This is a genomic window from Hymenobacter daeguensis (assembly GCF_054780555.1).
Window position 1 is genome coordinate 1 of record NZ_BAAGWC010000025.1, and the last position, 24,569, is coordinate 24,569.

Genomic DNA, 24,569 nt, shown 5'->3' on the forward strand with positions numbered 1-24,569 from the left:
CGGTGCCGGGCTCCTGGGCGGCGCGGGGCTCGCGCTCGGGGCGCGGGGCGCGGGGCTCCCGGGGTTCGCGCGGGGCGCGGGCTTCGGGGGCTTCGCCTTCGCGCTCGCCCTTGCCTTTCTTGCGCTTGCTGCGCTTGCCGCTCGATTTGATTTTGTCGTCGAGGCGGTCGAGCGAGCCTTCCACGATGGCCGACACTTCGGGCTCGGGCGCTTCTTCGCGGGGCGGCAGCAGGCTTTCGATTATTTCGCCGCGCTTGTTCATGTCCAGCAGCTCGCGCACGCGGGCCGTGTCGAGCATCACCCAGTTGTTGTCGCCCTTGAAGGCAAACCACATGCGGCGGCGGAAGATGTCGGTTTTCTGCAGGAAGGCTTCGCCCCGGCTGGTTTTGAGGGGGCGCTGCACCTGCGGAATGTCCTTGAGGGCATCGAGGTAGGCGTCCAGCTCGTAGTTGAGGCAGCACTTGAGGCGGCCGCACTGGCCGGCCAGCTTCTGGGGGTTGAGGCTGAGGTTCTGGTAACGGGCGGCGGTGGTGCTCACGGTTTTGAAGTCCGTCAGCCACGTCGAGCAGCACAGCTCGCGCCCGCAGATGCCGAGGCCACCAATGCGGCCGGCCTCCTGGCGCAGCGAAATCTGGCGCATCTCCACGCGCACCCGGAACTCGTCGGCCAGGCGGCGGATGAGCTCGCGGAAGTCCACCCGGTCTTCGGCCGAGTAGTAGAACAGGGCGCGGGTGCGGTCGGCCTGGTACTCCACGTCGGAGAGCTTCATGCGCAGGCGCAGCTCGCTCACCACGGCGCGGGCCCGGAACATGGTGCCGGTTTCGAGGTCGCGCACGGCCTGCCAGCGCTCCTCGTCGTCGGGGGTGGCGATGCGCAGGATGTTGCGGATTTCCTTGGAGTCGGTGGGCACCTTTTTCTTGCGCATCTGCAGGCGCACCAGCTCGCCCTTCAGCGAGACGTGGCCCAGGTGCCAGCCGGAGCCGGCGGCATCCACCACCACGGCGTCGCCGGTCACGAGTGGGATGCGCTGGTCGTTGCGCATAAACTCCTTGCGGCCGCCCTTGAAGCGGACTTCGACAATATCAAACCCGGCAAAAGAATCGGGAACCTCCACGTCCTGGAGCCAATCGAACACATTCATGCGGGTGCAGCCGCCGGAGCTGCAGCCGCCTTTGGAGCCGCAGCCTCCTACTTTGGTGGTGCCGCAGCCCCCACCGGTTGAACAAGTTGAGCAAGCCATCTGGCTGAATATCTATAAGTGAAGCGGCGCATTGTCCCGGCCGCTGATGAGTGGGAATCTAGCAAAGATAACCCGTTTGCGAGAGGGAAATGTTTGGGCATAAAAATGCCCCGACCAGTTGGCCGAGGCATTCAATTATCTGCTTGCTGAAGAGTTTGGTAGCGCCAAACCCGGTTACTCGCCGGGCTTGAGCACCACTTTCACGCAGCCGTCCTTCTTGTGACGGAAGATATCGTAGCCGTGCGGGGCCTGCGAGAGCGGCAGGCGGTGGGTGATGATGTCGTCGAGCTTCACGTCGCCGTTCGACACGTGCTGCATGAGCTTGTCGATGTGCTTGTGGGCGGGCGCCTGGCCGGCCTGGATGATGATGCCCTTGTCGAAAATCTGGCCCAGCGGGAAGTTGTCCGTGGGGGTGGCATACACGCCCAGGATGGACACGAAGCCGCCCCGGCGCACGGCGCTGATGCAGGCGCGCACCACCTTGTCGGAGCCTTTTTCGAGGTTAATCACCGATTTGGCACGGTCGAGCAGGTCGCGGTCGGGCTCAAAGCCCACGGCTTCCACGCACACGTCGGCCCCGCGCCCGTTGCTCTTGCTCCGGATTTCGTCCACCACCTGCTGGTGGCTTTCCCAGAGAATGGTTTCGGCGTTGGCCGACTTGCGGGCCATGTCGAGGCGGTAGGGCTGGGTATCGACGATGATGACGCGGCTGGCCCCGCGCAGCCAGGCACTCTTGGCGGCCATGATGCCCACCGGGCCGGCCCCGAAAATGGCCACGATTTCGCCGCCCTTCACCCCGGCCCAGTCGATGCCGGAGTAGCCCGTGGGGAAGATGTCGGTGAGGAACAGCACCTGCTCATCGGTCAGGTTGTCGGGCACTTTGCGGGGGCCGTTGTTGGCGTAGGGCACGCGCACGTATTCGGCCTGGCCGCCGTCGTAGCCGCCATACAGGCTGGTGTAGCCGAAGAGGGCGCCGCCCTTCTGGGTGAGCAGGCCGCCCTCGGGGCCGTAGTGGTCGGGGTTGGAGTTTTCGCAGTGGCCGGGCAGGTCGTGGTTGCAAAACAGGCAGTGGCCGCAGGCAATGGGAAAGGGCACCACCACCCGGTCGCCGCGCCGCAGGTTGGTCACGCCCTTGCCCACCTCTTCCACAATGCCCATGAACTCGTGGCCGAGCGTCTGGGGCGTGGGCTGGGGCAGGCTGCCGTTGTAGATGTGCAGGTCGGAGCCGCAAATGGCCGTGCTCGTGACGCGGATAATGGCATCGCGCGACTCGTGGATTTCGGGGTCGTCGACGTTATCGACGCGCACGTCGCGCATCCCGTGGATTCGGAGAGCTTTCATAAGGGAGTGGCTGGAAATGAAGTGAAGAACCTCCCTGCTAACGCCCCGCCTTTCCCCGGGTTGCTACCGTCGAGCCAGCTTGCCGCAATAGCCTCCGCCGTACCCGCCGGCCTTACATCTGATACACAGCCACGCCCGCCGCCGTGAAAACATACGCGAAAGTTTCGCCCACCAGCACCTGCCGCACCGCGCCGGGGTCGAGGCCGGGGGGCAGGGCCACGCGCCGCTCGGTCTGGTTGTAGAGCTGAAAGAAATGGATGGCCCCGGCATCGAGGTAGTACAGCTCATCGCCCCGAAAGCCCACATAGCTCAGGCCGGTGAAGGGCAGCTTTTTCTTGTAGTTGCCCAGGTTGTCGAACACGTAGATGCCCGTGCTGCGGTCCACGAGGTAGGTGTTGTTCTGATACTGCCGGATGAACCGAAAGTCCGGCCGCGAGCGGCCGATGATGAGGTCCAGCGGCGTACTCTGCACCGGGCGCAGGGTGTTGGGGTCGAACTCGCGCAGCGTGAGCGTGCTTTCATCGAGCAGCCAGATGAAGTTGTCCGGAGCCAGCGTGGCCACGCGCACGGTGCCATCCAGCACATCGCCCAGCCGCACCTCACCGATGAGCGACAGGAACCTGTCGAGCAGCACCAGCTGCTGCCGGTCGTCGTTGAAAACCATCGTCGTGGTCACGTTCCAGGCTTCTACCTGGGCAGCGTGGCCGGGCTGGGTGGGCGCGTAGGTGCTCAGGGGCAGGCCCTCGGGGCCGTACTGGCGCAGGTTGTTGTCGGCATCAGCCACGTACAGCGCCCCGCGCCGGTCCAGCGAGGCGGCCCCGGGGTTGGGCAGTCTGATGAGGCGCAGCAGCTTCCAGGCCGCCGTGGTGGGCGCGGCGCTGGCATCGTCTTTGGGGGCGGGCGCGGCCTGCACGGGCGCCACCGTCTGGGTAGCCGCCGGCGCCGTGGAGGCGGCGGAAGGCACGGTGGTTTGGGCGTGGGCTTGATTTAGAGCCAGGATATTAGCGCCAAGAACCAGGAGCAGCACGGCGCAGGCGCGCAACCTCACCCCCAGCCCCTCTCCTGCGGAGAAGGGAGCCGGACGATTGTGAACGGTCGCGCCGCCGTGGCTCCCCTCTCCGCAGGAGAGGGGCCGGGGGTGAGGTGCCCCCGGCATGCCGTTGGGCTTACTGCTCAAAATGCCGCAAAGCCAGCTCATTGCCATCATACACGCCGTAGCTGCAATAATTGACCCATTCGCCTAAGTTGATGTACCGGCTGCCGGGGCGCACTTCCACATCGAGCGGCAAGTGGCGGTGGCCAAATACGTAGTAGTCGTGGTGCAAACGCGTTTCGAGCGCGCGGCAGTATTGCAGCAGCCACTCTTCGTCGCCAAAGTAGGTGGCGTCGTCCTTGCCGGCCTGCATGCGGCTGCGGCGGCTCCACTTATTGGCCATGCCGATGCCGAAATTGGGGTGCAGCCGCGCAAACAGCCACTGCGCCAGCCCGGAAGTGAACACCTGCTTCAGCGCCTTGTAGCTGTAGTCCTTGGGCCCCAGCCCGTCGCCGTGCCCGATGTGAAACAGCTTGTCGCCAATGCGCTGGCTCACCTCCTGCCGCAGCACCGGAATGCCCATTTCCTGGGTGAAGTAGCCAAACATCCACATGTCGTGGTTGCCGGTGAAGATGGTGATGGGAAGGCCCGCATCGGCCAGCTCGGCCAGCTTCCCCTGCAGCCGGATGAAGCCGCGCGGCACCGCGTGCCGGTACTCAAACCAGAAATCAAACAAGTCGCCCAGCAGGTAGATGGCCGCCGCGTCCTGCGCCGCCGCGTCCAGCCAGCGCACAATGCGCTTCTCCCGCGCCAGCGACGAAGCCGCATCGGGCGCGCCCAGGTGGAAATCGGAAGCGAAATAGACCTTCTTGCCGGGCGGCAGCGCAAGGTCAGACAGCAAGTGGGGTTTTTTAGACATGAGACGTGAGACACGAGACATGAGAACCAAGACGCCAGAAGACAGAAGAGCATGGCGAATTTCTCATGTCTCGTGTCTCACATCTCCTGTCTCACATCTCTTCTTCCAGTAAAAACAGCGCAATGCGGCGCGGGCCGTGAGCCCCCAGCACCAGGGTTTTCTCAATATCGGCCGTGCGGCTGGGGCCGGTGGTGAGCGACAGCATGGAGGGCAGCTGCGTGCCGTAGCGCTCCTGCATCAACCGCAGCGCATCGCCGATTTCGGCCACCACCTGGCTGGGGCGGGCCAGCACCAGGTGCTGGTCGGGATAGATGCTCAGGCGGCGGCCGCTTTCCGTGGCGGGCGATATCAGCACGCTGCCCGTGCGCGCCACCAGCGCCTCGCAGGAAGTCAGGCTGAGGTCGGCACTGGCAATAAAGTCGGCTTCATCGGCCCGGAAATCAATGCCCGCCGCCCGCAGCACTTCCTGCAAATCGGCCTCCCACACGTAGGGCGCGCCCACCTGCTGCCGCTCCTGGAACGCGGCCAGCTGCGCGGCCAGCTCCGCCAGCGACTCGCAGTAGTGAAACTCGCCGCCCACGCGCTGGAAGCTTTCGGCAAAAGCCACCACGATGTCGGCATTGGTCAGCGGCGGGTGCACGGGGGCCGCAAAGTCGGGCCGGGGCGGCAGCGGCGCCGGGCCATTGGCCAGGCCCTGGCGGATTCGGGCCAGCACGGCATCACGGGAAGTATCGGACATGGTGCAAAAGTAGTACGCATAAAAAAAGCCAGCCCCGAAAGGCTGGCTTCTCTCTTGTGCCATAAGCCGAAGCTTGCCGGTTGTGGGCGACTAGCCAACCACGGCACTGCCGCTGGGGGCCGAAGCTTCGTTGTTGCGGTTGTCGTCGATGCCGGGCAGCTTCAGCTCGGGCAGGTCATTCAGCAGGCCGCCGGCGGCCTGCTCGCCTTTCACCTCGCTGGCGGTTTCGCTGCGGTCGGTGCCCAGCATGTGGGCCTGGTAGGTGGTTTGCGACTCAAACGGCCGCTTGCCGACCAACCGCTCCAGGTCATCCTGCAGCAGCACTTCCTTTTCCAGCAGCTCCTTGGCCACCACTTCCAGCTCGTGCCGACGCTCGGTCAGCAGCTCCTTGGTTCGGGTGTAGGCCTGCTCGATGATGTTGCGGATTTCCTCATCGATGAGCTGCGCCGTGGCTTCCGAGTAAGGCTTCGAGAAACCATACTCGTTCTGGCCCTTCGAGTCGTAGTACGACACGTTGCCCAGCTTGGCGTTCATGCCATAGATGGCCACCATCGACTGCGCGGTTTTGGTGATGCGCTCCAGGTCAGACAGCGCGCCGGTCGAGATTTTGCCGAACACGATTTCCTCGGCGGCGCGGCCGCCCAGCGTCATGCACATCTCGTCGGTCATCTGCTCCACGTTGTAGAGGAACTGCTCCTTGGGCAGGTACTGCGCGTAGCCCAGCGCGGCCACGCCACGCGGCACAATGCTCACTTTCACCAGCGGGTCGGCGTGCTCCAGGAACCAGCCGGCAATGGCGTGGCCGGCCTCGTGGTAGGCCACAATTTTCTTCTCGCCGGGGCTGATAATCTTGTTTTTCTTCTCCAGGCCGCCAATCACGCGGTCGATGGCATCGGTGAAGTCCTGGTTGGTGATGAACTTCTTGTCGCGGCGGGCCGCAATCAGCGCGGCCTCGTTGCAGACGTTGGCAATTTCAGCGCCCGCGAAGCCCGGCGTCTGGGCCGACAGCTTCTTGGCATCCACGTCGGGGCCCAGCGTGAGGGGCTTGAGGTGCACCTGAAAAATCTGGGTCCGGCCGTTGATGTCGGGCGTATCGATGCTGATTTGACGGTCGAAGCGGCCGGGACGCAGCAGGGCCGAGTCCAGCGTATCGGGCCGGTTGGTAGCGGCCAGAATGATAACGCCCGAGTCGGTGCCGAAGCCGTCCATCTCTACCAGCAGCGAGTTGAGGGTGTTCTCGCGCTCGTCGTTGCCGCCGGGCATCGAGCCGCGCGAACGGCTGCGGCCCACCGCGTCAATCTCATCGATGAAGATGATGCAGGGCGCTTTGGCCTTGGCTTGCTTGAACAGGTCGCGCACCCGGGCGGCGCCCACGCCCACAAACATCTCCACGAAGTCGGAGCCCGACAGGGAGAAGAACGGCACATCGGCTTCGCCGGCTACGGCTTTGGCCAGCAGGGTTTTGCCGGTGCCGGGAGGGCCTACCAGCAGCGCGCCTTTCGGAATCTTACCGCCAAGGATGGTGAACTTGCTGGGGTTCTTGAGGAACTCCACAATCTCCTGCACTTCCTCTTTGGCTTCCTCAAGGCCGGCCACGTCCTTGAAGGTGATTTTTACCTTGTCGCCGCCCTCAAACAGTGCCGCTTTGCTCTTGCCGATGCTGAAAATCTGGCCGCCGGGGCCGCCCGCGCTGCCCATGCGGCGCATCAGGAACCAGAAGCCCACAATCATCAGCAGGATGAGGCCGTAGCTGCCAAACAAGTCCATCGGGCTCGAGCGCTCCTCAATGTCGAGCGGCAGGCGCTGGGCCGCTGGCACGTTGGCCTGCAGCTTGTCCAGGTTTTCCTGAAACAGCTTGGCATCCACCACCGGAAAGTAGAACTGTGAGCCCGAGCCGGCCGCGCCAAACGGCGTGCGGCGCACCAGCTCCTGCCGGTACTCCGGCTTGTTCAGGGCTTCGGGCTTGAGCGATACTTCCACCACCTTCTGATTGCTCACGATGGTGACTTTGCTCACATCGCCGGCAGCCAGAATCTGCTCGAACTTCTGCTGATTGATTTTGGCGGGCGAGTTCATGCTGTTCACCACCACGACCCCAAACAGGAACACCAGCAAGCCCGCCAGCACCCACAGCTGCACGCCCGGACGGGGCGAGGGCGTGGGCACTATCGGCTTCTTTTTCTTATTGTTACTGGGATTTTTATCCGACATGTAAATAGCTAGTTAAAACGGGTATAACCACGGGCTGAACACCGGCCCGAAAGCAAATGTTCGCTGAAAAGGAAGACGCGGCCGGGGCAGTTTTATTTTATTCGACAAGCGTTTTTGCGTCCGTCGTCCCTCGCTACGCCCAGGATGACGGACAAGGACAAAATCTTTACGCCGGTTCCGACTCGATGTAGCTGATGTCGGCATCGCCCCACAGCTCCTCGAGGGCGTAGAACTTGCGGCGGTCGCGCAGGAATACGTGCACCACTACGTCCACGTAGTCGAGCAGCACCCACTCGCGGTTGGTGCGGCCCTCGGTCTGCCAGGGGCTTTCGCCGGTTACTTTTTCAATTTCCTCTTCCACCGAGCGGGCCACCGCCTCAAGCTGGGTATCGGAGTTGGCCGAGCAGATGATGAAATAATCTGCCACGGCATTTTTTAATTCCTTCAAATTCAGCACCACGATGTCGGATGCCTTCTTGTCCTGCATGCCGCGAACGACCAAATCTGCCAATGTGTCTGAATCCTGACGGACCAACGTGCTTTTCATATTGTCTTGTTAGGTGTGAGCTTTACAGCCGAAAGTCTACGAAGTTAACGATACGCGAAAGAAGGCTGTGGTAGTCACCCCCAAAACCCTGTTCACGGGCCAGCAACTGGTATGGCTGCCGGCCTGTGCCTCGACGAATTCGGAGGCTCAGCGTCTGATTGTCCAAAACCGGGCCAGCGAAGGCTGCACCATCATTACGGACTTTCAGACCGCCGGCCGGGGCCAGCGCGGCAACCAGTGGGAAGGCGCCCCCGCCGAAAACCTGATGCTGTCGGTGGTGTGGCAGCCCACTTTTCTGGCCGCCACCGAGCAGTTCCGCCTCAGCCAGGCCGTGGCCCTGGGCGTGTACGACTGGGCCCAAACCCTGCTCGGAACCGACCCGAAGCTGAAGCTGAAATGGCCCAACGACCTCTACTACGGCGACCAGAAACTGGGCGGCATTCTGATTGAGAACAGCCTGAGCGGCGCAAAGATTCAATATAGCATCATTGGCATTGGCCTGAATATCAACCAGCAGGAGTTTGCCGTGGGCACGGCCACGTCCTTTGCCAAGGTCACGGGGCGCAGCTACCAGCGCGACGCGCTGGCCGCCCGCCTGCTCGAGTGCCTGGAGCGGCGCTACCTGCAGCTGCGGGCCGGGCAGGTGGGCAGCCTGCGGCGCGACTACCTCCAGGCGCTGTACCGCTACCAGGAGGTTCACCCGTTCATCATCGACGGGAAAACGGTGAGCGGCCAGATTGTCGGGGTGGAGGACGATGGGCGGCTGGCCGTGGCAGTGGGCAACGAGCTGCGGCGCTTCGGCCTGCAGGAAATTCGCCACGCCTAGCAACCAATGCCGCCGTTTCGGCATCTGTTTCCTATATTCAGACTTTCGAATAAAAAATAATTCGGGGCAGGCAACCTTATCCGCTGCCCGGCCGAGTTGTTTTTGCTACGGGCATTCAACTTTTGGGTGTTTTGGCAATCCATCAAACCGAAATGCTTCGGCCGGCGTTGGTTACGCCAGGACGGCGCAGTTCGGCACGGTGCTTGTCTTTCCGGTGGCACAGTCCTTTTCCGCCTTCATTTTTTCTGCTTCATCTGATGAAACTCTTTACTCGTTTTGCCGCTCCCGTTGCTGCCATGTTGCTGGCGGCCACTTCGGCCTTCGCCGCCACCATCACCGTGCAGGTGGGCGACAACTTCTACACCGGCCCGGACGGCACCAACACCATCCGCATGACGCGGGCCGACGTGCTGGTGTTCCAATACGTGGGCGCTTCCAGCCACCCCACCATGTCGGACAGCTCGCCGGCGGCCTGGCCCCTGTTTCAGATGAACGGGGCCAACGTCACCAAGACGTTTGCGGCCAATACGTTTGCCGTGGGCTCCTACCCGTTCCACTGCACGGCCCACGGCGGGCCCGGCTCGGGGCAGTTCGGCACCCTCATCGTATCGGCCGCGCCCACGGCCACGATGGCGGAATCTAATCTGGCCGCCGCTACGCTGAATGTATTTCCGAACCCCGCCCACGGCCAGGTAACGGTGAAGCTGGAGCAGAAAGCCGGCATCGACTACAAGCTGCGGCTGAGCAACATCATCGGCCAGGAGGTGCGCACCATCGCCCTCAAGCCGGAGCTGACGGCCGCCGGCCTGCCCCTCGACCTGAGCGACCTGCGCACCGGCGTGTATTTCTACAGCCTGCTCGTGGATGGCAAAGTGGCCAGCACCAAGCGCCTCGTGCTGCAGAACTAGCTTCCGCTCATTTTGTGATTGACCAAAAAGCAGCCCCGGGCTGCTTTTTGTGTTTCTAGCCCGAATTGGTTGGCGGCAAGCGTCAGTGCAACGGTGCATTGCCTACTTTTGCCTTTTCACTGATTAGCTGTTGCTTTTTCCGGCAATGCGTTTTGCTGGCGCTTGCCGGGCCCTCGTGTCTCACCCGTTTCTATGCGTTCCTTTAAAAGCCTGAACAACCTTGTCGGCTGGCTGGTATTTGCCATTGCCGCCGCCACCTACCTGCTCACCCTGGAGCCCACGGCCTCGTTCTGGGATTGCGGCGAGTTCATTGCCTGCTCCTATAAGCTGCTGGTGCCGCACCCGCCGGGAGCCCCCACCTTCCTGCTGCTGGGGCGGTTGTTCTCGCTGTTTTCGTTTGGCGACGTGACCAAGGTGGCCGTGCTCATCAACGCCCTGTCGGGGCTGAGCAGCGCGTTCACGGTGCTGTTTTTGTTCTGGATTATCACGCGCATGGCCCGCAAGCTGGTGCTGCGCGGCGAGGCCAACGAATATTCCGTGGCCGCCGAAACCATTGAGCCCACGGGGGCGCAGACCCTGCTCATTCTGAGCGCGGGCGTGGTGGGGGCGCTGGCCTTTGCCTTCTCCGACTCGTTCTGGTTCAACGCCGTGGAGGGCGAGGTGTACGCCATGTCGGCCCTGTGCACGGCGGCCGTGGTCTGGATAATGCTGAAGTGGGAAGCCCGCGCCAACGAAGCCGACTCGGATAAGTGGCTGGTGCTGATTGCCTACGTCATCGGCCTCAGCATCGGGGTGCACTTGCTCAACCTGCTCACGCTGCCCGCCCTGGGCTTCACCTACTACTACCGCCGCACGGCCAACCCGACCCTGAAAGGCGGCATCATCGTGCTGGTGGTGAGCATGATTATCGTGGGCTCGATTCTGGTGGGCATCATCCCCGGGCTGCCCACGCTGGCCGGCAACTTCGAGGTGTTTTTCATCAACACCATCGGGCTGCCCTTCAACTCGGGCCTGTTTATCTTCCTGCTTGTGTTTATCGGGCTGATTTGGTTTGGCTTCCGCCTCTCCTTCCAGCGCCGCAGCCAGCTGCTGAACACGGCCATGCTGTGCTTCGTGTTTATCCTGATTGGCTACTCGTCGTACCTGATTGTGCCCATCCGCAGCTCGTTCCAGCCCACCATCAACGAGAACGACCCGGAGGATGTGCTTTCGTTCGTGAGCTACCTCAAGCGGGAGCAGTACGGCTCGCGCCCGCTGCTCTACGGCCCGCAGTTCAACGCCCAGCCGGTGGACTACGCCGAGGGTGCGCCCCGCTACGCCCGCGACCTGAAAACCGGTACCTACAAGGAGATTCTGCCGCGCCAGCAGGAGCCCGTGTACAAGGACGAGGACAAGATGCTGCTGCCCCGCATCTACAGCTACGAGCCCGACCAGATTGCCAACTACAAGAAGTGGGTGGACATTCAGGACGGCGTGAAGCCCACCATGGGCCAGAACCTGGGCTTCCTGTTCCGCTACCAGATGGGCCACATGTTCTGGCGCTACTTCATGTGGAACTTCGTGGGCCGCGAAAGTGACATTCAGCAGGCGGGCGTGGTCACGCCCTTCAGCCCAGGCAAGGGCGTGGTACCGCCGCGCATCCTCGACAGCCCGGCGCACAACAACTTCCTGGCCCTGCCGCTCATTCTGGGCCTCATCGGCCTGTTTTTCCAGAGCCGCCGCAACAGCAAGGATGCCTGGGTGACCGGCCTGCTGTTCCTGATGACGGGCCTGGCCATCGTCATCTACCTCAACCAGCCGCCGCGCGAGCCGCGTGAGCGCGACTACACCTTCACGGGGGCCACGTTTGCCTTTGCCATCTGGATTGGGCTGGGCGTGCTGGGCGTGGCCGAGCTGCTGGGCAAAGTGGTGAAGGCCGACGGCGTGCGCGCTGGCGTGGCGCTGGCGGTGAGCCTGCTCATTCCGGGCATTATGGTGGCCCAGGGCTGGGACGACCACAACCGCAGCAACCGCTACAACTCGGTGGATTCGGCCAAGAACCTGCTGAACTCCTGCGCTCCGAACGCCATCCTGTTCACCAACGGCGACAACGACACCTTCCCGCTGTGGTACGCCCAGGAGGTGGAAGGCGTGCGCACCGATGTGCGCGTGGCCGTGCTCAGCTACCTGAACACCGACTGGTACATTGCCCAGATGAAGCGCCGCAGCTACCTCTCGCAGGGCTTCCCCATCTCGATGCCGGCCGAGGCCTACGCCCAGGGCACCAACGACATGCTGCCCTTCGCGGCCAACCCGGCCGTGCAGAGCGTGAACCTGAAAGAGTTCATCGGGCTGGTGAAAACCAACAACCCGCTGCTGCAGGTGCAGTACCAGGAGGGTGGCCCGATGATGATGAGCTTCCCCACGCCCAACTTCTTCCTGCCCATCGACACGGTGGCCGTGAAGAAGCTCGGCATTATCCCCAAAGACCGCGAAGGCCAGTTGGTGGATAAGATGGAGTGGAGCATGGGCAAGCGCGCCATCGAGAAGAAAAACCTGGTGATTCTCGACATGATTGCCACCAACAACTGGCAGCGCCCCATCTACTTCAGCAGCACCGTGGCCCCGAGCGACTACATGAACCTGCAGCCCTACTTCCAGCTCGAGGGCATGGCCTACCGCCTGCTGCCGCTGAAAGACCCGAACTACGACCCGCGCAGCGGCGACGAGGGCTACGTGGAAAAAGACCTCACCTACGCCCGCCTGCTGAAAGATTTCAGCTACCGGGGCCTGCAGAACCCGCACATTTTCTACGACGAAAACAACCTGCGCTTCCCGGCCAACTACCGCGACAAGTTTGCCCGCCTGGCCAACGCCTACCTGGCCGCCGGCAACGTGGCCAAGGCCAAGGAAGTGGCCGACAAGGCCCTGGAGCTGATGCCCGACAACACCATCCCCTACGACTACTACTCGCCGCAGCTGGTGCCCGCCCTGGTGGCCGCCGGCGAGAAGGCGAAGGCCAACGCCATCATGGACACCATGACGCAGCGCTCGGAGCAGATGCTGGCCTACTACGCCGGCAAGCCCGACGGCAGCCTCTTCGAGGACGACATGCGCGGCTACCTGCTGGGCCTGCAAAGCGTGTACCGCGCCGCCGAGCTGGCCGGCGACAAGGCCCGCAGCGAAAAAGCCTACACGCTCATGAGCCAGTATTACCCGCGGTAGCAACCGTAGGGTGCGGGGCTTGCCCCCGCCCGGACGTTGAACCGTCGTTGAACCTATCAACAATGAGAAGGCCGGCCCCGCAGTGTGCGGGGCCGGCCTTCTCATTGTTGGGTGCGGGGCGTGCCCCCGCCCGGGCGTTAAACGGCGCGTTTGTATATCGTTGAACGCCGGACGGGGGCCAGCCCCGCCCCTACGACGTGTTGGAAACCCATTGTGCAACGCCGGGCGGGGGCCAGCCCCGCCCCTACCACCGATTCGGGTTATCGAGGATATAGCGGCGACAGGCTTCTAATTCGCTGGCGTCGCGGATAATACGCTCGTAGTAATCCCGCTGCCAGCAGGAAGGCGGCGCTGGGTGGCCGGCCGCAAGCAGGTGCCGACGCCACTGCCCGAAGCAACGCGACTTAAAGCTGCCAACCACCGCGCTTAGCTGGACCGACTGGTTACGCGTCAGCACCAGAATGCAGTGCAGGTGATTGGGCATGAGCACCCAGGTATCGAGCCGCACGGTAGGAAAGCGGCCTGGAACAGCGACCAATTCGGTAGTCACGATTTCGCCCAGAATGGTTGGCTGAATGGATTCGCCCGTTGCCAGGCTCCCAAACAAATGAGCTTTCGCACGCGCACAAATGGTGAGCGCATAATAGCCTGCCATGCTATAATCGTAGCCCTCATACCGAATGCTGCGACGCTGCGGAAGTTCCATAAACAGGTAGGGTGCGGGGCTTGCCCCCGCCCGAACGTTGCACAATAGGCTTACATCACAACGTAGGGTGCGGGGCTTGCCCCCGCCCCTACGTTGCACAATGGTTTATGTCACAACGTAGGGTGCGGGGCTGGCCCCCGCCCGTCGTTGCACGAAATCGCGGTTACGGCGCCAGCGCACGGGCGGGGGCAAGCCCCGCACCCTACCAGCAGGGCCGGACGCGTGCGTCCGGCCTATCCGGGGCGCACCGGAAGCACCGGACGCGTGCGTCTGGCTTATTCGAGGCACCTGAGTAGCACCAGACGCACGCGTCCGGCCTGTCTTAGGTGCCTCGGAAGCACCGGACGCGTGCGTCCGGCCTGCATTGGGCAGGCTAGCGCGTGCCGGCAGGCTTTTTGGTGGCGGTGCGGCCGGGCAGGCTGGCGTAATCGAAATACTGCCGGGCCTGCTCGGGGGCGCGGCGGTGCACGTACACGGCGGCGGAGTGCACGTCCCACAGGGCTTCGGCCAGGGCGTGGGCGGCGGGGCCGAGGTCGGCAATGGTTTGCTGCACGGCGGCGCGGGCCTGGGTTTTGGTGGCGCTGGCGGCGGCATACTGCGTGAGCAGGGCGCGGGCCTGGGTGCCCAGCGCCTTCAGGGCCTTGTCGGCAGCGGCTTCCAGGGCCTCGGTGTAGGCCGTGAGGCGGGTGAGGCGCTGCTTCACCGGGGCCTGGGTGAGGCCACCGAGCTTGGCGGGGTAGTAGGTGGCTTCTTCGGCGGCGTGGTCGAAGAGGTAGGGCCGGAGCACCTTGGCGTCGGAGGCCTGAATAAAGGCCTTGAACGCCGCGAAGGCAGTGTTTTCGGTAGTGGTGCCGGTTTGGCTGCTGCCGCCCTGGCCCTGGCGGGCCACCACGTCGTCGCGGAGGCCCTTCACGGCCGTGGCCAGGTCGGCGGCGTGCCCGGCAATGAGGGCCTCCACGCCCGGCGCGCCAATGGCCGTGGCCGTGAACTCGCCAAAGGCCGCCAGCCCCTCGCGGGACACTTTCAGGTTGAGGAAGAAGTTCTCGTACTTGTCGCTTTGGTAGTCTTTCATGGGGGTAAACGATGAAAATGGATGAGAAAAAACGGAGCCCCAGCCAGTTGGCCGGGGCCCCGCGTGTGTGGGGGTAAACGTAAGGAGTAATTCGGTTATTTCACTGAGCAGCGGCAGCTTTTTTATTCAAATCGAAACGGTAGCGCAAGCCAAAACTTAAGGCATTCGTAATGCCCCAGCTATTGCCAGTGGCGGCACGGTGTACATCGGCCGAAGCTGACTGCACGTTTTTGTTCCAGGTCAGGTCCGCCACGGCTTCCACGTGCCGCCCCACCAGGAAGGTGGCCCCCAAGCCCAGGCTGCCATACAGCTGCCAAGCCCGCTCGCTAAGGTGCCGCCCGCTCACCACCCGCCCTGCCACGGTGTTTACCTCGTCCAGCTCGTTCGTGGAGTGCCACCCCGTCAGCCCGCCCAGCGCCTGCAAGCCCAGCGGGCCGCGCTGCATGAGTTGGTACCGGGCCAGTAAGGGAATGGCGTGGGCCGTAATCGACGACCGACGGGAGCCGGTAGCCAGCTCGCCGGCCGTGGTGAAGCCAACGATGTACGGGTCCTGGTTATCAGCTTGCCGGGTATAGGCATAACCTACCTGCACGGCCAGCCGGGGCGAGAGTGACGCCCCGGCCACCACATGCCACGGCCCCACGCTGGCCCAGTTCGTGCCCGAGGGGTAGGCCACCTCGTAGGTGTTCCGGTACAGAAAAGCAGCCCCCACATAGTAGCGCGGCGCGGGCTGTGGCGTTTGAGCCGTGGCTGATTGCGCCAGGCAGCCACACAAGCAACACCATGCAATAGATTTCATGAGCCGTTCAGCGGGTTCGTTCCTGATTTGTGGGTATCTGTAAATATACTCGTCCCCGGTATTCACGTTAAGCTCGTAGGACATGTGGAACTGGCTAGGTGAGTGGTGCTGCTGGTTGTTGCTACCATGGCTGTTTCAGGCCCGTGCCCGCTTACTTATCAGTTTGCTGCTTCACCTAAAGGATTTTGTAACGTCTTTTCCGTAGTCCCTGTTATGTCCTCCACTTCGCGCTTTTGGCTCCTGCGTCTCGGCTGGCTGCTGCCGCTGCTCTGCGCCGCCGCGGCCCCGCTGGCCCCGCGCCCCGACTACGCCGGCCTCTACCGCGACGGCCCGCGCCTGGACGTGGACACCCGCCGCGAGGCCGACAGCCTGCGCCTCTACCTGCGCCTACCCGCCCCCGCCCGCCTGGGGCCGGGCCACGCGCTGCGCCTCACCGCCTGGCCCAGCTACGAAGCCAAAGTGCCGCTGTGGCAGGATAGCATCCCGCGCCGCCGGCAGCACCCCCACCCCGAAGCCAGCGGCGACGTGCGCCTGAGCTTCTGCATTGCGGCGGCCCGCGTGCCGGCCGGGGCCATCCTGCAGCTCACCACCGCGCCCATCGATGCCAAGGAAGATTACCAGGAGCCCAGCACCACCGCCTGGCTGCGCCTCACCGAGGCCGTGCTCACGCGCCCTTTTGTGCTCACCGATTTACTCGGGCTGCCGCTCTGCCGCCGCTACGTGCAGGCCGATGAAACCTTCGGCGTGGACAGCTACGGCCTGATGCAGCCCGTGCGCTGGAAGCGCTACGCCGTGGCCCCCACCGCCGCCCTGCCCCCCATGACCAACCCGGCCGCCATGCCCGCCGGCCCCCGCACCCTGCCCGTGCTCGACTCGGCCACCGCCCAGCCAGGCGAGCCGCTGCGCTTCGGCACGCCCGGCCTCTATGCGCTGAAAGTGGGCGGCGCGGGCGGCATGCCCCCGCGCACGCTGGCCGTGCTGGTGGCCCCCAACGCCTACCCCGCCCTCACCACCGCCGCCGAGCTCATCGAGCCGCTGCGCTACCTCACCACCAGCCAGGAGCGCCAGAAGCTCACCGATGCGCCCGACCCGAAGCGGGCCGTCGATAAATTCTGGCTCGACATTGCCCGCGACAACCAGAAGCTGGGCAAGGAGCTAATCCGCCAATACTACGGCCGCGTGACGGCGGCCAACCGCCTCTTTGCCGCCCACAAGGCCGGCTGGCTCACCGACCGGGGCCTGCTGTACGTGGTGCTGGGGCCGCCGCCCAGCGTGCGCCGGCTGTTTTCGGGCGAGGAGCGGTGGTTTTATCCCGATGGCGGCATCGATGGCGGGGCCATCACCTACACCTTCCGGCCCCGGCCGAGTACCTTTGCCCCTGATTACTACGAATTGGTGCGCCGGCCCGAGTACGAAATGCTCTGGTATGCCGCCGTTGAAAAATGGAGAACCCCACCGACCGCCCTGACCGGCCCGAACGTCCCCAGCGACCTGCCCGCCCGGTAGCCGGCCGCCGCTTCTACGACGGCGCCAACCGCCCCGTCACGCCCAAACAGTTCCGCCCCGACCGCCGGGCCGACGAGTTTGACGACCGCCCCGCCCGCCCCCGCGGCCGCGGCGGCTCCGACAACCGCGACGACTTCCCCGCCGAGCGCGGCGAGGCCCGCCCGCCCTACCGCAGCCGCGAGGGCGGCGAGAAGCCGCGCTACGAAAACCGGCCCGCCCAGAACGCCAGCATCGACATGCTGTTTGGCCTGCGTCCCATTCTGGAAGCGCTGAGCGCCGGCCGCACGCTGGAGAAAATCTTCCTGCTGCGCGGCACCCAAAACAGCCTTGTCACGGACATCTCTACCGCCGCCCGCGCCGCTGGCATTCAGGTGCAGATGGTGCCCGTGGAGAAGCTCGACAACCTGACCCGCAAGAACCACCAGGGCGCGGTGGCCTTCGTGTCGCCCATTGATTATGCGCCGCTCGACAACATCGTATCGGGCTTGTTTGAGGAAGGCAAAGTGCCCTTCCTGCTGCTGCTCGACCGCATTACCGACGTGCGCAACTTCGGGGCCATTGCCCGCACGGCCGAGTGCCTGGGCGTGCAGGCCATTGTGGTGCCCAGCCGGGGCGCGGCCCAAATCAACGGCGACGCGCTGAAAACCTCCGCCGGCGCGCTCAACATCCTGCCGGTGTGCCGCGAGGTGAGCCTGCACGAAACCGTGCGCTTCCTTCAGCAGTCGGGCATCACGGTAGTGGCCTGTACCGAGAAAGCCGAAGAAGCCGTGGGCTCGGCCGAAATCGACTTCACCGGCCCCGTGGCCGTGCTCATGGGCTCGGAAGAAGACGGCATCTCGCCCGACCTCCTGAACCTGGCCGACGTGAAGCTGAAAGTGCCCATGACCGGCCAGATTCAGAGCCTCAACGTGGGCGTGGCCGCCGGCATCATGCTGTTTGAGGTAGCCCGCCAGCGGGTGAGCGCAGAATAGCATACCGATGCCTGTCAGCCTGAGCGCAGCGAACGACCTCATCACGTTTTAACAGCTCACACAACATAAGAGAGCCCCGGCACTGCACAGTGCCGGGGCTTTTCGCATCCGGTTGGTGGCTTCGAGCGGCAAGATTGCCGCGTTGCGCTGCGCTCACAATGACAGCCGCGCCGTCATTAATTGTAGCCCACGCCTTTCCGGGCCTTCACGTCGGCCACGAACTCCTTCACGCGCTGCTCCTCGCTGCGCTTGCAGATGAGCAGCACGTTGTCGTACTCGGCCACGATGTAGTCTTCCAGGCCCTGCACCACCACGAGGCGCTCGGCGGGCGTTTTGATGACGCAGCCGGTGGTGTCGTAGAGCAGCACGTCGCCGCTCACCACGTTGTCGTTGGCGTCGTGCTGGCCGATGCGGTGCAGCGAGTCCCAGGTGCCCACGTCGCTCCAGCCGAAGTCGGCGGGCAGCACGTACACGTTATCCGCCTTTTCCATCACGCCGTAATCGATGCTGATGTTGCGGCAGCGCGAGTAGGCCTGGCCGATAAATTCCTCTTCCTGGGGCGTGCCCAGCAGGTTGGCTCCTTCCTCAAATACCTCGGCAATGTCGCTCAGGTAATGATGGAAGGCGTTGATGATGACATCGGCCCGCCACACGAACAGGCCCGAATTCCAGAGAAAGTCGCCGCTGTCGAGGAACATGCGGGCCAGCTCCAGGTTGGGCTTCTCGGTGAAAGTTTTCACCTTGTGCAGCTGGCCGCCGGGCAGGCTCTGCTCGTCCATGTACTGAATGTAGCCGTAGCCGGTATCGGGCCGCGAGGGCTGGATGCCGAGCGTGATGAGCACGTCGTTGGCCTGGGCGGCCTCCACCGCAATGCGGATGAGGCGGCGGAACTCGTCGTCGCGCAGCACGGCGTGGTCGGCCGGCGTCACGATGATGGTGGCTTTGGGGTCGCGCTGGGCAATGCGGTAGCTGGCGTAGGCAATGCAGGGCGCGGTGTTGCGCCCGATGGGCTCGCCCAGAATCTGGTCAGGCGGCAGCGTGGGCAGGTGTTCCTGCACCAGTTCCATGTAGTCGCGGTTGGTCACCACAAACACGTTTTCTACCGGGCAGATGCCCGCAAACCGCTCAATGGTCAGCTGCAGCATGGACCGGCCCACGCCCAGCACATCGTGAAACTGCTTGGGGTGATGCGTGCGGCTAAAAGGCCAGAACCGGCTGCCAATGCCGCCGGCCATTACGATGAGATAGGTGCTGTTGGACAATGGGTGAATGGCTGAGTGGGTGAATGGCTGAACGGGCGGTTGGCCCCATTCTCTTCCTAATCTTCTATGCAAAAGTGCATGAGAAAAGCGAAAGGCTCATCCACCCCTTTGCCCCTTCCCCCACTCAGCCATTCCCCCATCGAGCCCTACACCAGGCCTTCGCGCAGCAAATCGTGCAGGTGAATGAAGCCGCTGAAGGCGCCGTCCTCTGTCACGACCAGCTGCGTGATGTTGCGTTGCTGCATCCGGACCAGCGCCTCGGCGGCGAAATCCTCGATGTCGATGGTGGCCGGGCGCGGGGTCAGGATGTCGCGGGCCGTGAGGCGCTCCAGGTCGGAGAAGCTGCCCAGCATCCGGCGCAGGTCGCCATCGGTGATGATGCCCGCGAGCTGGCCCGCCACATCGAGCACGGCGGTGGCCCCGAGGCGCTTGCCCGAGATTTCCAGCAGCACTTCCTTCAGCGGCGCATCTTCCGCCACCTGCGGGCGCTGGTTCTGGCGGCTGAGGTCGCCCACTTTCAGGTAGAGGCGCTTGCCGAGCGTGCCGCCGGGGTGCAGCCGGGCAAAGTCGGCGGCGGTGAACTGGCGGCACTCGAGCAGGGCCACGGCCAGGGCATCGCCCAGGGCCAGGGCGGCGGTGGTGCTGGTGGTGGGGGCCAGGTTGTTGGGGCAGGCTTCTTTCGCGACGGGGGCGTGCAGGATGTAGGTGGCCTGCTGGCCCAGGTACGACTCCGCATTGCTGACCAGCGCGGCCAGCGGCACGCCCTTGCGGCGCAGCAGCGGCACCAGCACCTTGATTTCGGGCGTGTCGCCGCTCTTGCTGATGGCAATGACGAAATCTTCGGGCTGAATCATGCCCAAGTCGCCGTGGATGGCATCGGCGGCGTGCATGAACAGGGCCGGCGTGCCGGTGCTGTTGAGCGTGGCCACGATTTTGCCCGCCACGTGGGCGCTTTTGCCAATGCCCGTGACCACCACGCGGCCTTTCAGCTGCAGAATGGCCTGCACGCAATTGGCAAAGTCGGGGGTGGCGGCCAGAGCGGCGGCCACATCGTGCAGGGCGGCAGCTTCTTCGTGCAGCACTTGCCGGGCAATGGCCAGCACATCGACGGCCGCCGTGGCCGCCGGGTTTTCAAAAGGAATGGAAACGGGCATGAGCAATACGCGGAATGTTATTGCAAAATTGGGGGAAAGAAGCTCCCCCAACGCAAAGCAGCAAAAACGAGTGCCGCCGGAATATTGGCCCGTTGCAAGCGGGCCAGCGCTCAATTACAGCCTTTGAAGGGGACCAGGCTGCTGAAAAGGCTTATTTATCGGCTACTGTACGTCGGCCAGGCGCAAGGCCACGCAACCGCTCCTAGCCTTGGGACGCCGAATGCCAATATGAATAAATTGTTTTCCACAATTCACGAAAAAACCCATTTTTCATGCGGAGAATATTGGCTATTGCTTATCTTCGTTATGAACCGCGCATTAGGTTGCCTTTCACCAGAGCTTTCTAACTATGTCATCAATTGCCCTCCAGGATGCCCCGGCCATTACCGCCGATTTGAAACATACACTTAAAGAAGTATTCGGCTACGGCCAGTTTCGGGGCACACAAGAGGCTGTTATCCAAAATGTATTGGCGGGGCACAACACGTTTGTGATTATGCCCACCGGCGCGGGCAAGAGCCTGTGCTACCAGCTGCCGGCCCTGGTGCGGCCGGGCACGGCCATCGTTATTTCGCCGCTCATCGCCCTGATGAAGAACCAGGTCGACCAGCTCGGGGCCTTTGGTGTGAACGCGCAGGTGTACAATTCGACCCTGACGAAAACGGAGATGAACCGGGTGAAAAAGGACGTGATGAACGGCGACGTCCGGCTGCTGTACGTGGCGCCCGAAAGCCTGACCAAGGACGACACCATTGAGTTCCTGCTGAAAAGCACCATCAGCTTCGTGGCCATCGACGAGGCCCACTGCATCTCGGAGTGGGGCCACGACTTCCGGCCCGAATACCGCAAGATTCGCGGCATTATTGACAACCTGGGCGGCAACGTGCCCATTATCGCCCTCACGGCCACGGCCACGCCCAAAGTGCAGCTGGACATCCAGAAAAACCTGCACATGGACGACGCCAGCGTCTTCAAAACCAGCTTCAACCGCACTAATCTCTACTACGAGGTGCGCGCCAAGCACAACACCAAGAAACAGCTGATTCAGTACGTGAAGCAGCACAAGGGCAAGGCCGGCATCATCTACTGCCTGAGCCGCAAGAAGGTGGAGGAAATTGCCGAGCTGCTGCGCGTGAACGACGTGCGCGCCCGCCCCTACCACGCCGGCCTCGACCAGCAGACCCGCATCGACAACCAGGATGCTTTCCTAAACGAGGAGTGCGACGTGATTGTGGCCACCATCGCCTTCGGCATGGGCATCGACAAGCCCGACGTGCGCTTCGTGGTGCACTACGACGCGCCCAAATCCATCGAGGGCTACTACCAGGAAACCGGCCGCGGCGGCCGCGACGGCCTGGAAGGCAACTGCCTGATGTTCTACAGCTACGACGACATTCTGAAGCTGGAGAAGTTCAGCAAGGACAAGCCGGTGACCGAGCGCGACAACGCTCACCAGCTCTTGCAGGAGATGACCAACTACGCCGAAAGCGCCGTGTGCCGCCGCCGCCAGCTGCTGCACTACTTTGGCGAGACGCTGGAGAAGGACTGCGGCTTCTGCGACAACTGCAAGCACCCCAAGGAGCGGTTTGAGGGCGAAGCGGCCGTGGGCCTGGCCCTGCGCGCCGTGGTGCAGACGGAAGCGCGCTTCAACCTCACGCACATCGGCCAGGTGCTGCTGGGCCTGAGCAACCCGCACATTGAGAGCTACGGCCACAACGCCTTGCCCATTTACGGCACGGGCAAGGAGCTGGGCGACGCCCAATTCTGGCACTCGGTGCTGCGCCAGTGCCTGCTGAATGGCTTCCTGGAGAAGGACATCGACAGCCTGGGCCTGGTGCGTATCACCGACAAGGGCATGGATTTCATTGAAAACCCGCGCTCCATCACCCTCACCCGCGACCACAACTTCGACGAGGAGCAGAAGGCCGACGAGGAAAAAGAGGAAGTGCAGCACGCCGCTGGCCACGACGAGGCGCTGTTTGCCCAGCTCAAGGAGCTGCGCAAGCAGGTGGCTAAGCAGAAAAACCTGCCGCCCTACGTCCTCTTCCAGGACCCCAGCCTGAAGGAGATGGCCACCACCTACCCCACCTCGCTGCACGACCTCACGCACGTGTCGGGCGTGGGCCAGGGCAAGGCCCAGAAGTTTGGCGCGCCCTTCGTGGCCGCCATCAAGAAGTACGTGGAAGACAACGACATCGAAACCGCTGAGGACGTGGTGGTGAAGTCGGCCGTGAACCGCTCGAAAATCAAGATTTACGTCATTCAGCAGATTGACAAGAAGATGATGCTGGAGGACATTGCGTCGTCGAAGGGCATCACGATGGCCGAGCTGATGGAGGAAATCGAGCACATCTGCTACTCGGGCACCCGCCTGAACCTCGGCTATTACCTGGACGAGATGGTGGAGCCAGAAGTGCAGGATGAGATTTACGACTACTTCATGTCGGCCAGCACCGACAACATTGCGGCGGCCATGAAGGAGCTGGGCGATGAGTTTACCGAAGAAGAGCTGCGGCTGGTACGCATTAAATTCATCAGCGAAGTGGCGAATTAGGGCGGCGACGTTCTTCGTTTTTTCCAGTTAGCAAAGACCCTGCACCGTGGTGCGGGGTCTTTTTTTATGCCTGACTGACTGGAAAGGGCTTCGGACCGCTGGCAGGCACTCCGGCAGTCCAAAAACCGGCGCATCAGCCGGGCTAAACGGCTGGCCTACAAATCGCAATTCACTGTATTAAATAGCTTTAATGCATTTTTTAATCATTTGAAAAAGCAATATCTTCGTCGCCCTGCTTCCGTCCATTTTAATTGTTTTTATGGGAAACGTGCTACGCTACTCATTCTTCCTCGCGGTGCTGTGGGCTGGTGCGGGCGCACAAGTGGCCTGGGCCCAGGCGGGAACAACGACGCCGGCCAGGAAGCCCGCCGCCCCGGTGCCCGCGCGCCCGGCACCTGCTGCCGCCAAAGCTCCGGCTGCCCCCGCAGCCGGCAAACCGGCCGTGGCCCCCGCGCCCGCCGATACCGCCCGCGCCGTGGCCCAGGCCGATACGGTGCAGGTGCTGACGCCCGCCCAGCTGGCCGAGCAGGCCTACCAAACCGGCCTCGCCAGCTTCCAGAGCAAGGATTTTGCCGCGGCCCTGACCAGCTTCACGGCGGCCATTACCGCCAAGGCCGACCACGCGCCGGCCTACGCCTCGCGGGCCGCCACACACTTCGAGCTGAAGGAATACGCGCCCGCGCTGGCCGACTACAACGAGGCCATCAGGCTGGTGCCCACCGACTATGCCAGCTACCTGGGCCGGGCGCAGACGTATGAGGCGAACAACCAGCCCGCGGAGGCCGAGAAGGACTATGCCGAAGCCATGAAGGGCGGCAGCAGCTTTGGGCCGGCGTGGTACCGGCGGGGCCTGCTGCGCTTCGAGCGGGGCGAGTACCAGGCGGCCCGCGAGGACTTTGACGGGGCCATCAAGGCCGACCGCAAGGATGCGCTGGCGTTCCACGACCGGGCCTGTGCCAACCTGCAGCTGGGCAATTACCCCGAGGCCGTTATTGACTTTACCACGGCCCTGGCCCTGCAGCCCACGCTGCTGTCGGCGCTGCTGAACCGGGCCGCTGCCGAGCACCGCGCCGGCCAGATGCCCCAGGCGCTGCACGACTACGATACCTACCTCAAGGCCAAAACCGATGATGCGCTGGCCTTCGCCAACCGGGGCAGCGCCCGATTCGAGCAGCAGGATTTCAAGGGCGCGGTGGCCGATTTCACGCAGGCCATTTTGCTGGATGCCCAGTATGCGGTGGCCTGGAACAACCGCGCCGCGGCCAACCTGAAGCTGGAGGAATACGCCAAAGCCGAAGTGGATGCGACGCAAGCTCTCACGCTCGACGCGAAATATGCCGAGGCCTACCTGAACCGGGGCCACGCCCGCGAGATGCTGCGCAAGCCCGACGAAGCCTGCCAGGACTGGCGCAAGGCGGCCGAGCTGGGCATTGAGGCCGGCAGCAGCTACGCCACGGTTTCGGGCTGCGCGGCTCCGCCGCCCATGATTTCGACGCCCGAAACGGACAACGCCCAGGCCGTTTCCAAGCCCTAGCCAGCGGCTTGCCGCGCTTACTATCCGTTCCTTTTTACCTGTT

General features: G+C 63.5%; 19 protein-coding genes. 7 read left to right on the plus strand and 12 right to left on the minus strand.

The features are described 5' to 3' along the window. The 7 genes from ACYVHT_RS19195 to rsfS form a co-directional block, all read right to left on the minus strand. On the minus strand, positions 1–1,141 hold a 1,141-nt coding region (locus ACYVHT_RS19195), incomplete at its 3' end, for a PSP1 domain-containing protein (RefSeq protein WP_460555807.1). Between the two features lie 273 nt (positions 1,142–1,414). Then, positions 1,415–2,581, minus strand: coding sequence for a zinc-dependent alcohol dehydrogenase (locus ACYVHT_RS19200; RefSeq protein WP_460555810.1), 1,167 nt, complete (start codon positions 2,579–2,581; stop codon positions 1,415–1,417). 112 nt (positions 2,582–2,693) lie between these two features. Beyond that, positions 2,694–3,545 carry a hypothetical protein gene (locus ACYVHT_RS19205; RefSeq protein WP_460555813.1) on the minus strand — a complete coding sequence of 284 codons (852 nt, stop codon included), beginning with the start codon at positions 3,543–3,545 and terminating at the stop codon, positions 2,694–2,696. A 202-nt stretch (positions 3,546–3,747) separates the two neighbouring features. Further along, the gene (locus tag ACYVHT_RS19210; protein WP_460555816.1) at positions 3,748–4,533 is read right to left on the minus strand and encodes a UDP-2,3-diacylglucosamine diphosphatase; all 786 of its coding nucleotides are present in this window, start codon (positions 4,531–4,533) and stop codon (positions 3,748–3,750) included. 91 nt (positions 4,534–4,624) lie between these two features. After that, positions 4,625–5,272, minus strand: coding sequence for a LutC/YkgG family protein (locus tag ACYVHT_RS19215; RefSeq protein WP_460555819.1), 648 nt, complete (start codon positions 5,270–5,272; stop codon positions 4,625–4,627). A gap of 90 nt (positions 5,273–5,362) precedes the next feature. Beyond that, positions 5,363–7,483: an ATP-dependent metallopeptidase FtsH/Yme1/Tma family protein gene (gene ftsH, locus ACYVHT_RS19220; protein WP_460555822.1), complete on the minus strand. Its 2,121-nt coding sequence runs from the start codon at positions 7,481–7,483 to the stop codon at positions 5,363–5,365. Positions 7,484–7,649: 166 nt separating this feature from the next. Continuing rightward, positions 7,650–8,030, minus strand: coding sequence for an RsfS/YbeB/iojap family protein (gene rsfS, locus ACYVHT_RS19225; protein WP_460555825.1), 381 nt, complete (start codon positions 8,028–8,030; stop codon positions 7,650–7,652). Positions 8,031–8,097: 67 nt separating this feature from the next. On the opposite strand from rsfS, the gene ACYVHT_RS19230 reads away from it, so the two are divergent. The 3 genes from ACYVHT_RS19230 to ACYVHT_RS19240 all read left to right on the plus strand — a co-directional run bounded on the left by ACYVHT_RS19230 (position 8,098) and on the right by ACYVHT_RS19240 (position 12,968). Continuing rightward, on the plus strand, positions 8,098–8,856 hold the full coding sequence (locus tag ACYVHT_RS19230; protein WP_460555828.1) for a biotin--[acetyl-CoA-carboxylase] ligase: 759 nt from the start codon (positions 8,098–8,100) through the stop codon (positions 8,854–8,856). A gap of 257 nt (positions 8,857–9,113) precedes the next feature. Beyond that, positions 9,114–9,764 carry a T9SS type A sorting domain-containing protein gene (locus ACYVHT_RS19235; protein WP_460555831.1) on the plus strand — a complete coding sequence of 217 codons (651 nt, stop codon included), beginning with the start codon at positions 9,114–9,116 and terminating at the stop codon, positions 9,762–9,764. 192 nt (positions 9,765–9,956) lie between these two features. Next, a complete protein-coding gene (locus ACYVHT_RS19240) occupies positions 9,957–12,968 on the plus strand; it encodes a protein O-mannosyl-transferase family (RefSeq protein WP_460555833.1) in 3,012 nt (1,003 codons plus the stop codon). Positions 12,969–13,212: 244 nt separating this feature from the next. On the opposite strand, the gene ACYVHT_RS19245 is transcribed toward ACYVHT_RS19240, so the two are convergent. From ACYVHT_RS19245 to ACYVHT_RS19255, 3 genes are all read right to left on the minus strand, one after another. Beyond that, positions 13,213–13,674 carry a transposase gene (locus tag ACYVHT_RS19245; protein ID WP_460555836.1) on the minus strand — a complete coding sequence of 154 codons (462 nt, stop codon included), beginning with the start codon at positions 13,672–13,674 and terminating at the stop codon, positions 13,213–13,215. A gap of 373 nt (positions 13,675–14,047) precedes the next feature. Further along, entirely contained in the window at positions 14,048–14,746 is a 699-nt protein-coding gene (locus ACYVHT_RS19250; protein WP_460555839.1) for a hypothetical protein, read from the minus strand. Between the two features lie 100 nt (positions 14,747–14,846). Next, positions 14,847–15,545, minus strand: a complete 699-nt coding sequence (locus tag ACYVHT_RS19255; protein ID WP_460555842.1) for a hypothetical protein — start codon at positions 15,543–15,545, stop codon at positions 14,847–14,849. A 213-nt stretch (positions 15,546–15,758) separates the two neighbouring features. Between ACYVHT_RS19255 and ACYVHT_RS19260 the strand changes: the two genes are divergently transcribed. Both ACYVHT_RS19260 and rlmB read left to right on the plus strand, forming a co-directional pair. After that, the gene (locus tag ACYVHT_RS19260) at positions 15,759–17,051 is read left to right on the plus strand and encodes a GWxTD domain-containing protein (protein WP_460555845.1); all 1,293 of its coding nucleotides are present in this window, start codon (positions 15,759–15,761) and stop codon (positions 17,049–17,051) included. Further along, positions 16,988–18,022 (plus strand): TrmH family RNA methyltransferase, encoded by a 1,035-nt coding sequence (gene rlmB / locus ACYVHT_RS19265; RefSeq protein WP_460555848.1) that lies wholly within the window; start codon positions 16,988–16,990, stop codon positions 18,020–18,022. The genes ACYVHT_RS19260 and rlmB overlap by 64 nt, the downstream gene beginning before the upstream one ends. A 176-nt stretch (positions 18,023–18,198) precedes the next feature. Here rlmB and ACYVHT_RS19270 read toward each other — a convergent pair whose 3' ends face one another. Next, positions 18,199–19,257 carry a mannose-1-phosphate guanylyltransferase gene (locus ACYVHT_RS19270; RefSeq protein ID WP_460555932.1) on the minus strand — a complete coding sequence of 353 codons (1,059 nt, stop codon included), beginning with the start codon at positions 19,255–19,257 and terminating at the stop codon, positions 18,199–18,201. A gap of 173 nt (positions 19,258–19,430) precedes the next feature. Beyond that, positions 19,431–20,438: a KpsF/GutQ family sugar-phosphate isomerase gene (locus ACYVHT_RS19275; RefSeq protein WP_460555851.1), complete on the minus strand. Its 1,008-nt coding sequence runs from the start codon at positions 20,436–20,438 to the stop codon at positions 19,431–19,433. A 349-nt stretch (positions 20,439–20,787) separates the two neighbouring features. Here ACYVHT_RS19275 and recQ point away from each other — a divergent pair, with 349 nt between their 5' ends. Continuing rightward, complete coding sequence (recQ, locus tag ACYVHT_RS19280) at positions 20,788–22,992, plus strand: RecQ family ATP-dependent DNA helicase (protein WP_460555854.1); 2,205 nt, start codon at positions 20,788–20,790, stop codon at positions 22,990–22,992. Between the two features lie 259 nt (positions 22,993–23,251). Next, on the plus strand, positions 23,252–24,526 hold the full coding sequence (locus ACYVHT_RS19285) for a tetratricopeptide repeat protein (RefSeq protein ID WP_460555857.1): 1,275 nt from the start codon (positions 23,252–23,254) through the stop codon (positions 24,524–24,526). Positions 24,527–24,569 lie beyond the last annotated feature (43 nt).

Coding starts and splice junctions, on each gene's coding strand:
- ACYVHT_RS19245 (WP_460555836.1), bottom strand. CDS start 13,674: ATGGAACTTCCGCAGCGTCGCAGCATTCGGTATGAGGGCTACGATTAT.
- ACYVHT_RS19250 (WP_460555839.1), bottom strand. CDS start 14,746: ATGAAAGACTACCAAAGCGACAAGTACGAGAACTTCTTCCTCAACCTG.
- ACYVHT_RS19270 (WP_460555932.1), bottom strand. CDS start 19,257: ATGGCCGGCGGCATTGGCAGCCGGTTCTGGCCTTTTAGCCGCACGCAT.
- ACYVHT_RS19215 (WP_460555819.1), bottom strand. CDS start 5,272: ATGTCCGATACTTCCCGTGATGCCGTGCTGGCCCGAATCCGCCAGGGC.
- recQ (WP_460555854.1), top strand. CDS start 20,788: ATGTCATCAATTGCCCTCCAGGATGCCCCGGCCATTACCGCCGATTTG.
- ACYVHT_RS19275 (WP_460555851.1), bottom strand. CDS start 20,438: ATGCCCGTTTCCATTCCTTTTGAAAACCCGGCGGCCACGGCGGCCGTC.
- ACYVHT_RS19235 (WP_460555831.1), top strand. CDS start 9,114: ATGAAACTCTTTACTCGTTTTGCCGCTCCCGTTGCTGCCATGTTGCTG.
- rlmB (WP_460555848.1), top strand. CDS start 16,988: ATGGAGAACCCCACCGACCGCCCTGACCGGCCCGAACGTCCCCAGCGA.
- ACYVHT_RS19255 (WP_460555842.1), bottom strand. CDS start 15,545: ATGAAATCTATTGCATGGTGTTGCTTGTGTGGCTGCCTGGCGCAATCA.
- ACYVHT_RS19285 (WP_460555857.1), top strand. CDS start 23,252: ATGGGAAACGTGCTACGCTACTCATTCTTCCTCGCGGTGCTGTGGGCT.
- rsfS (WP_460555825.1), bottom strand. CDS start 8,030: ATGAAAAGCACGTTGGTCCGTCAGGATTCAGACACATTGGCAGATTTG.
- ACYVHT_RS19200 (WP_460555810.1), bottom strand. CDS start 2,581: ATGAAAGCTCTCCGAATCCACGGGATGCGCGACGTGCGCGTCGATAAC.
- ftsH (WP_460555822.1), bottom strand. CDS start 7,483: ATGTCGGATAAAAATCCCAGTAACAATAAGAAAAAGAAGCCGATAGTG.
- ACYVHT_RS19240 (WP_460555833.1), top strand. CDS start 9,957: ATGCGTTCCTTTAAAAGCCTGAACAACCTTGTCGGCTGGCTGGTATTT.
- ACYVHT_RS19210 (WP_460555816.1), bottom strand. CDS start 4,533: ATGTCTAAAAAACCCCACTTGCTGTCTGACCTTGCGCTGCCGCCCGGC.
- ACYVHT_RS19260 (WP_460555845.1), top strand. CDS start 15,759: ATGTCCTCCACTTCGCGCTTTTGGCTCCTGCGTCTCGGCTGGCTGCTG.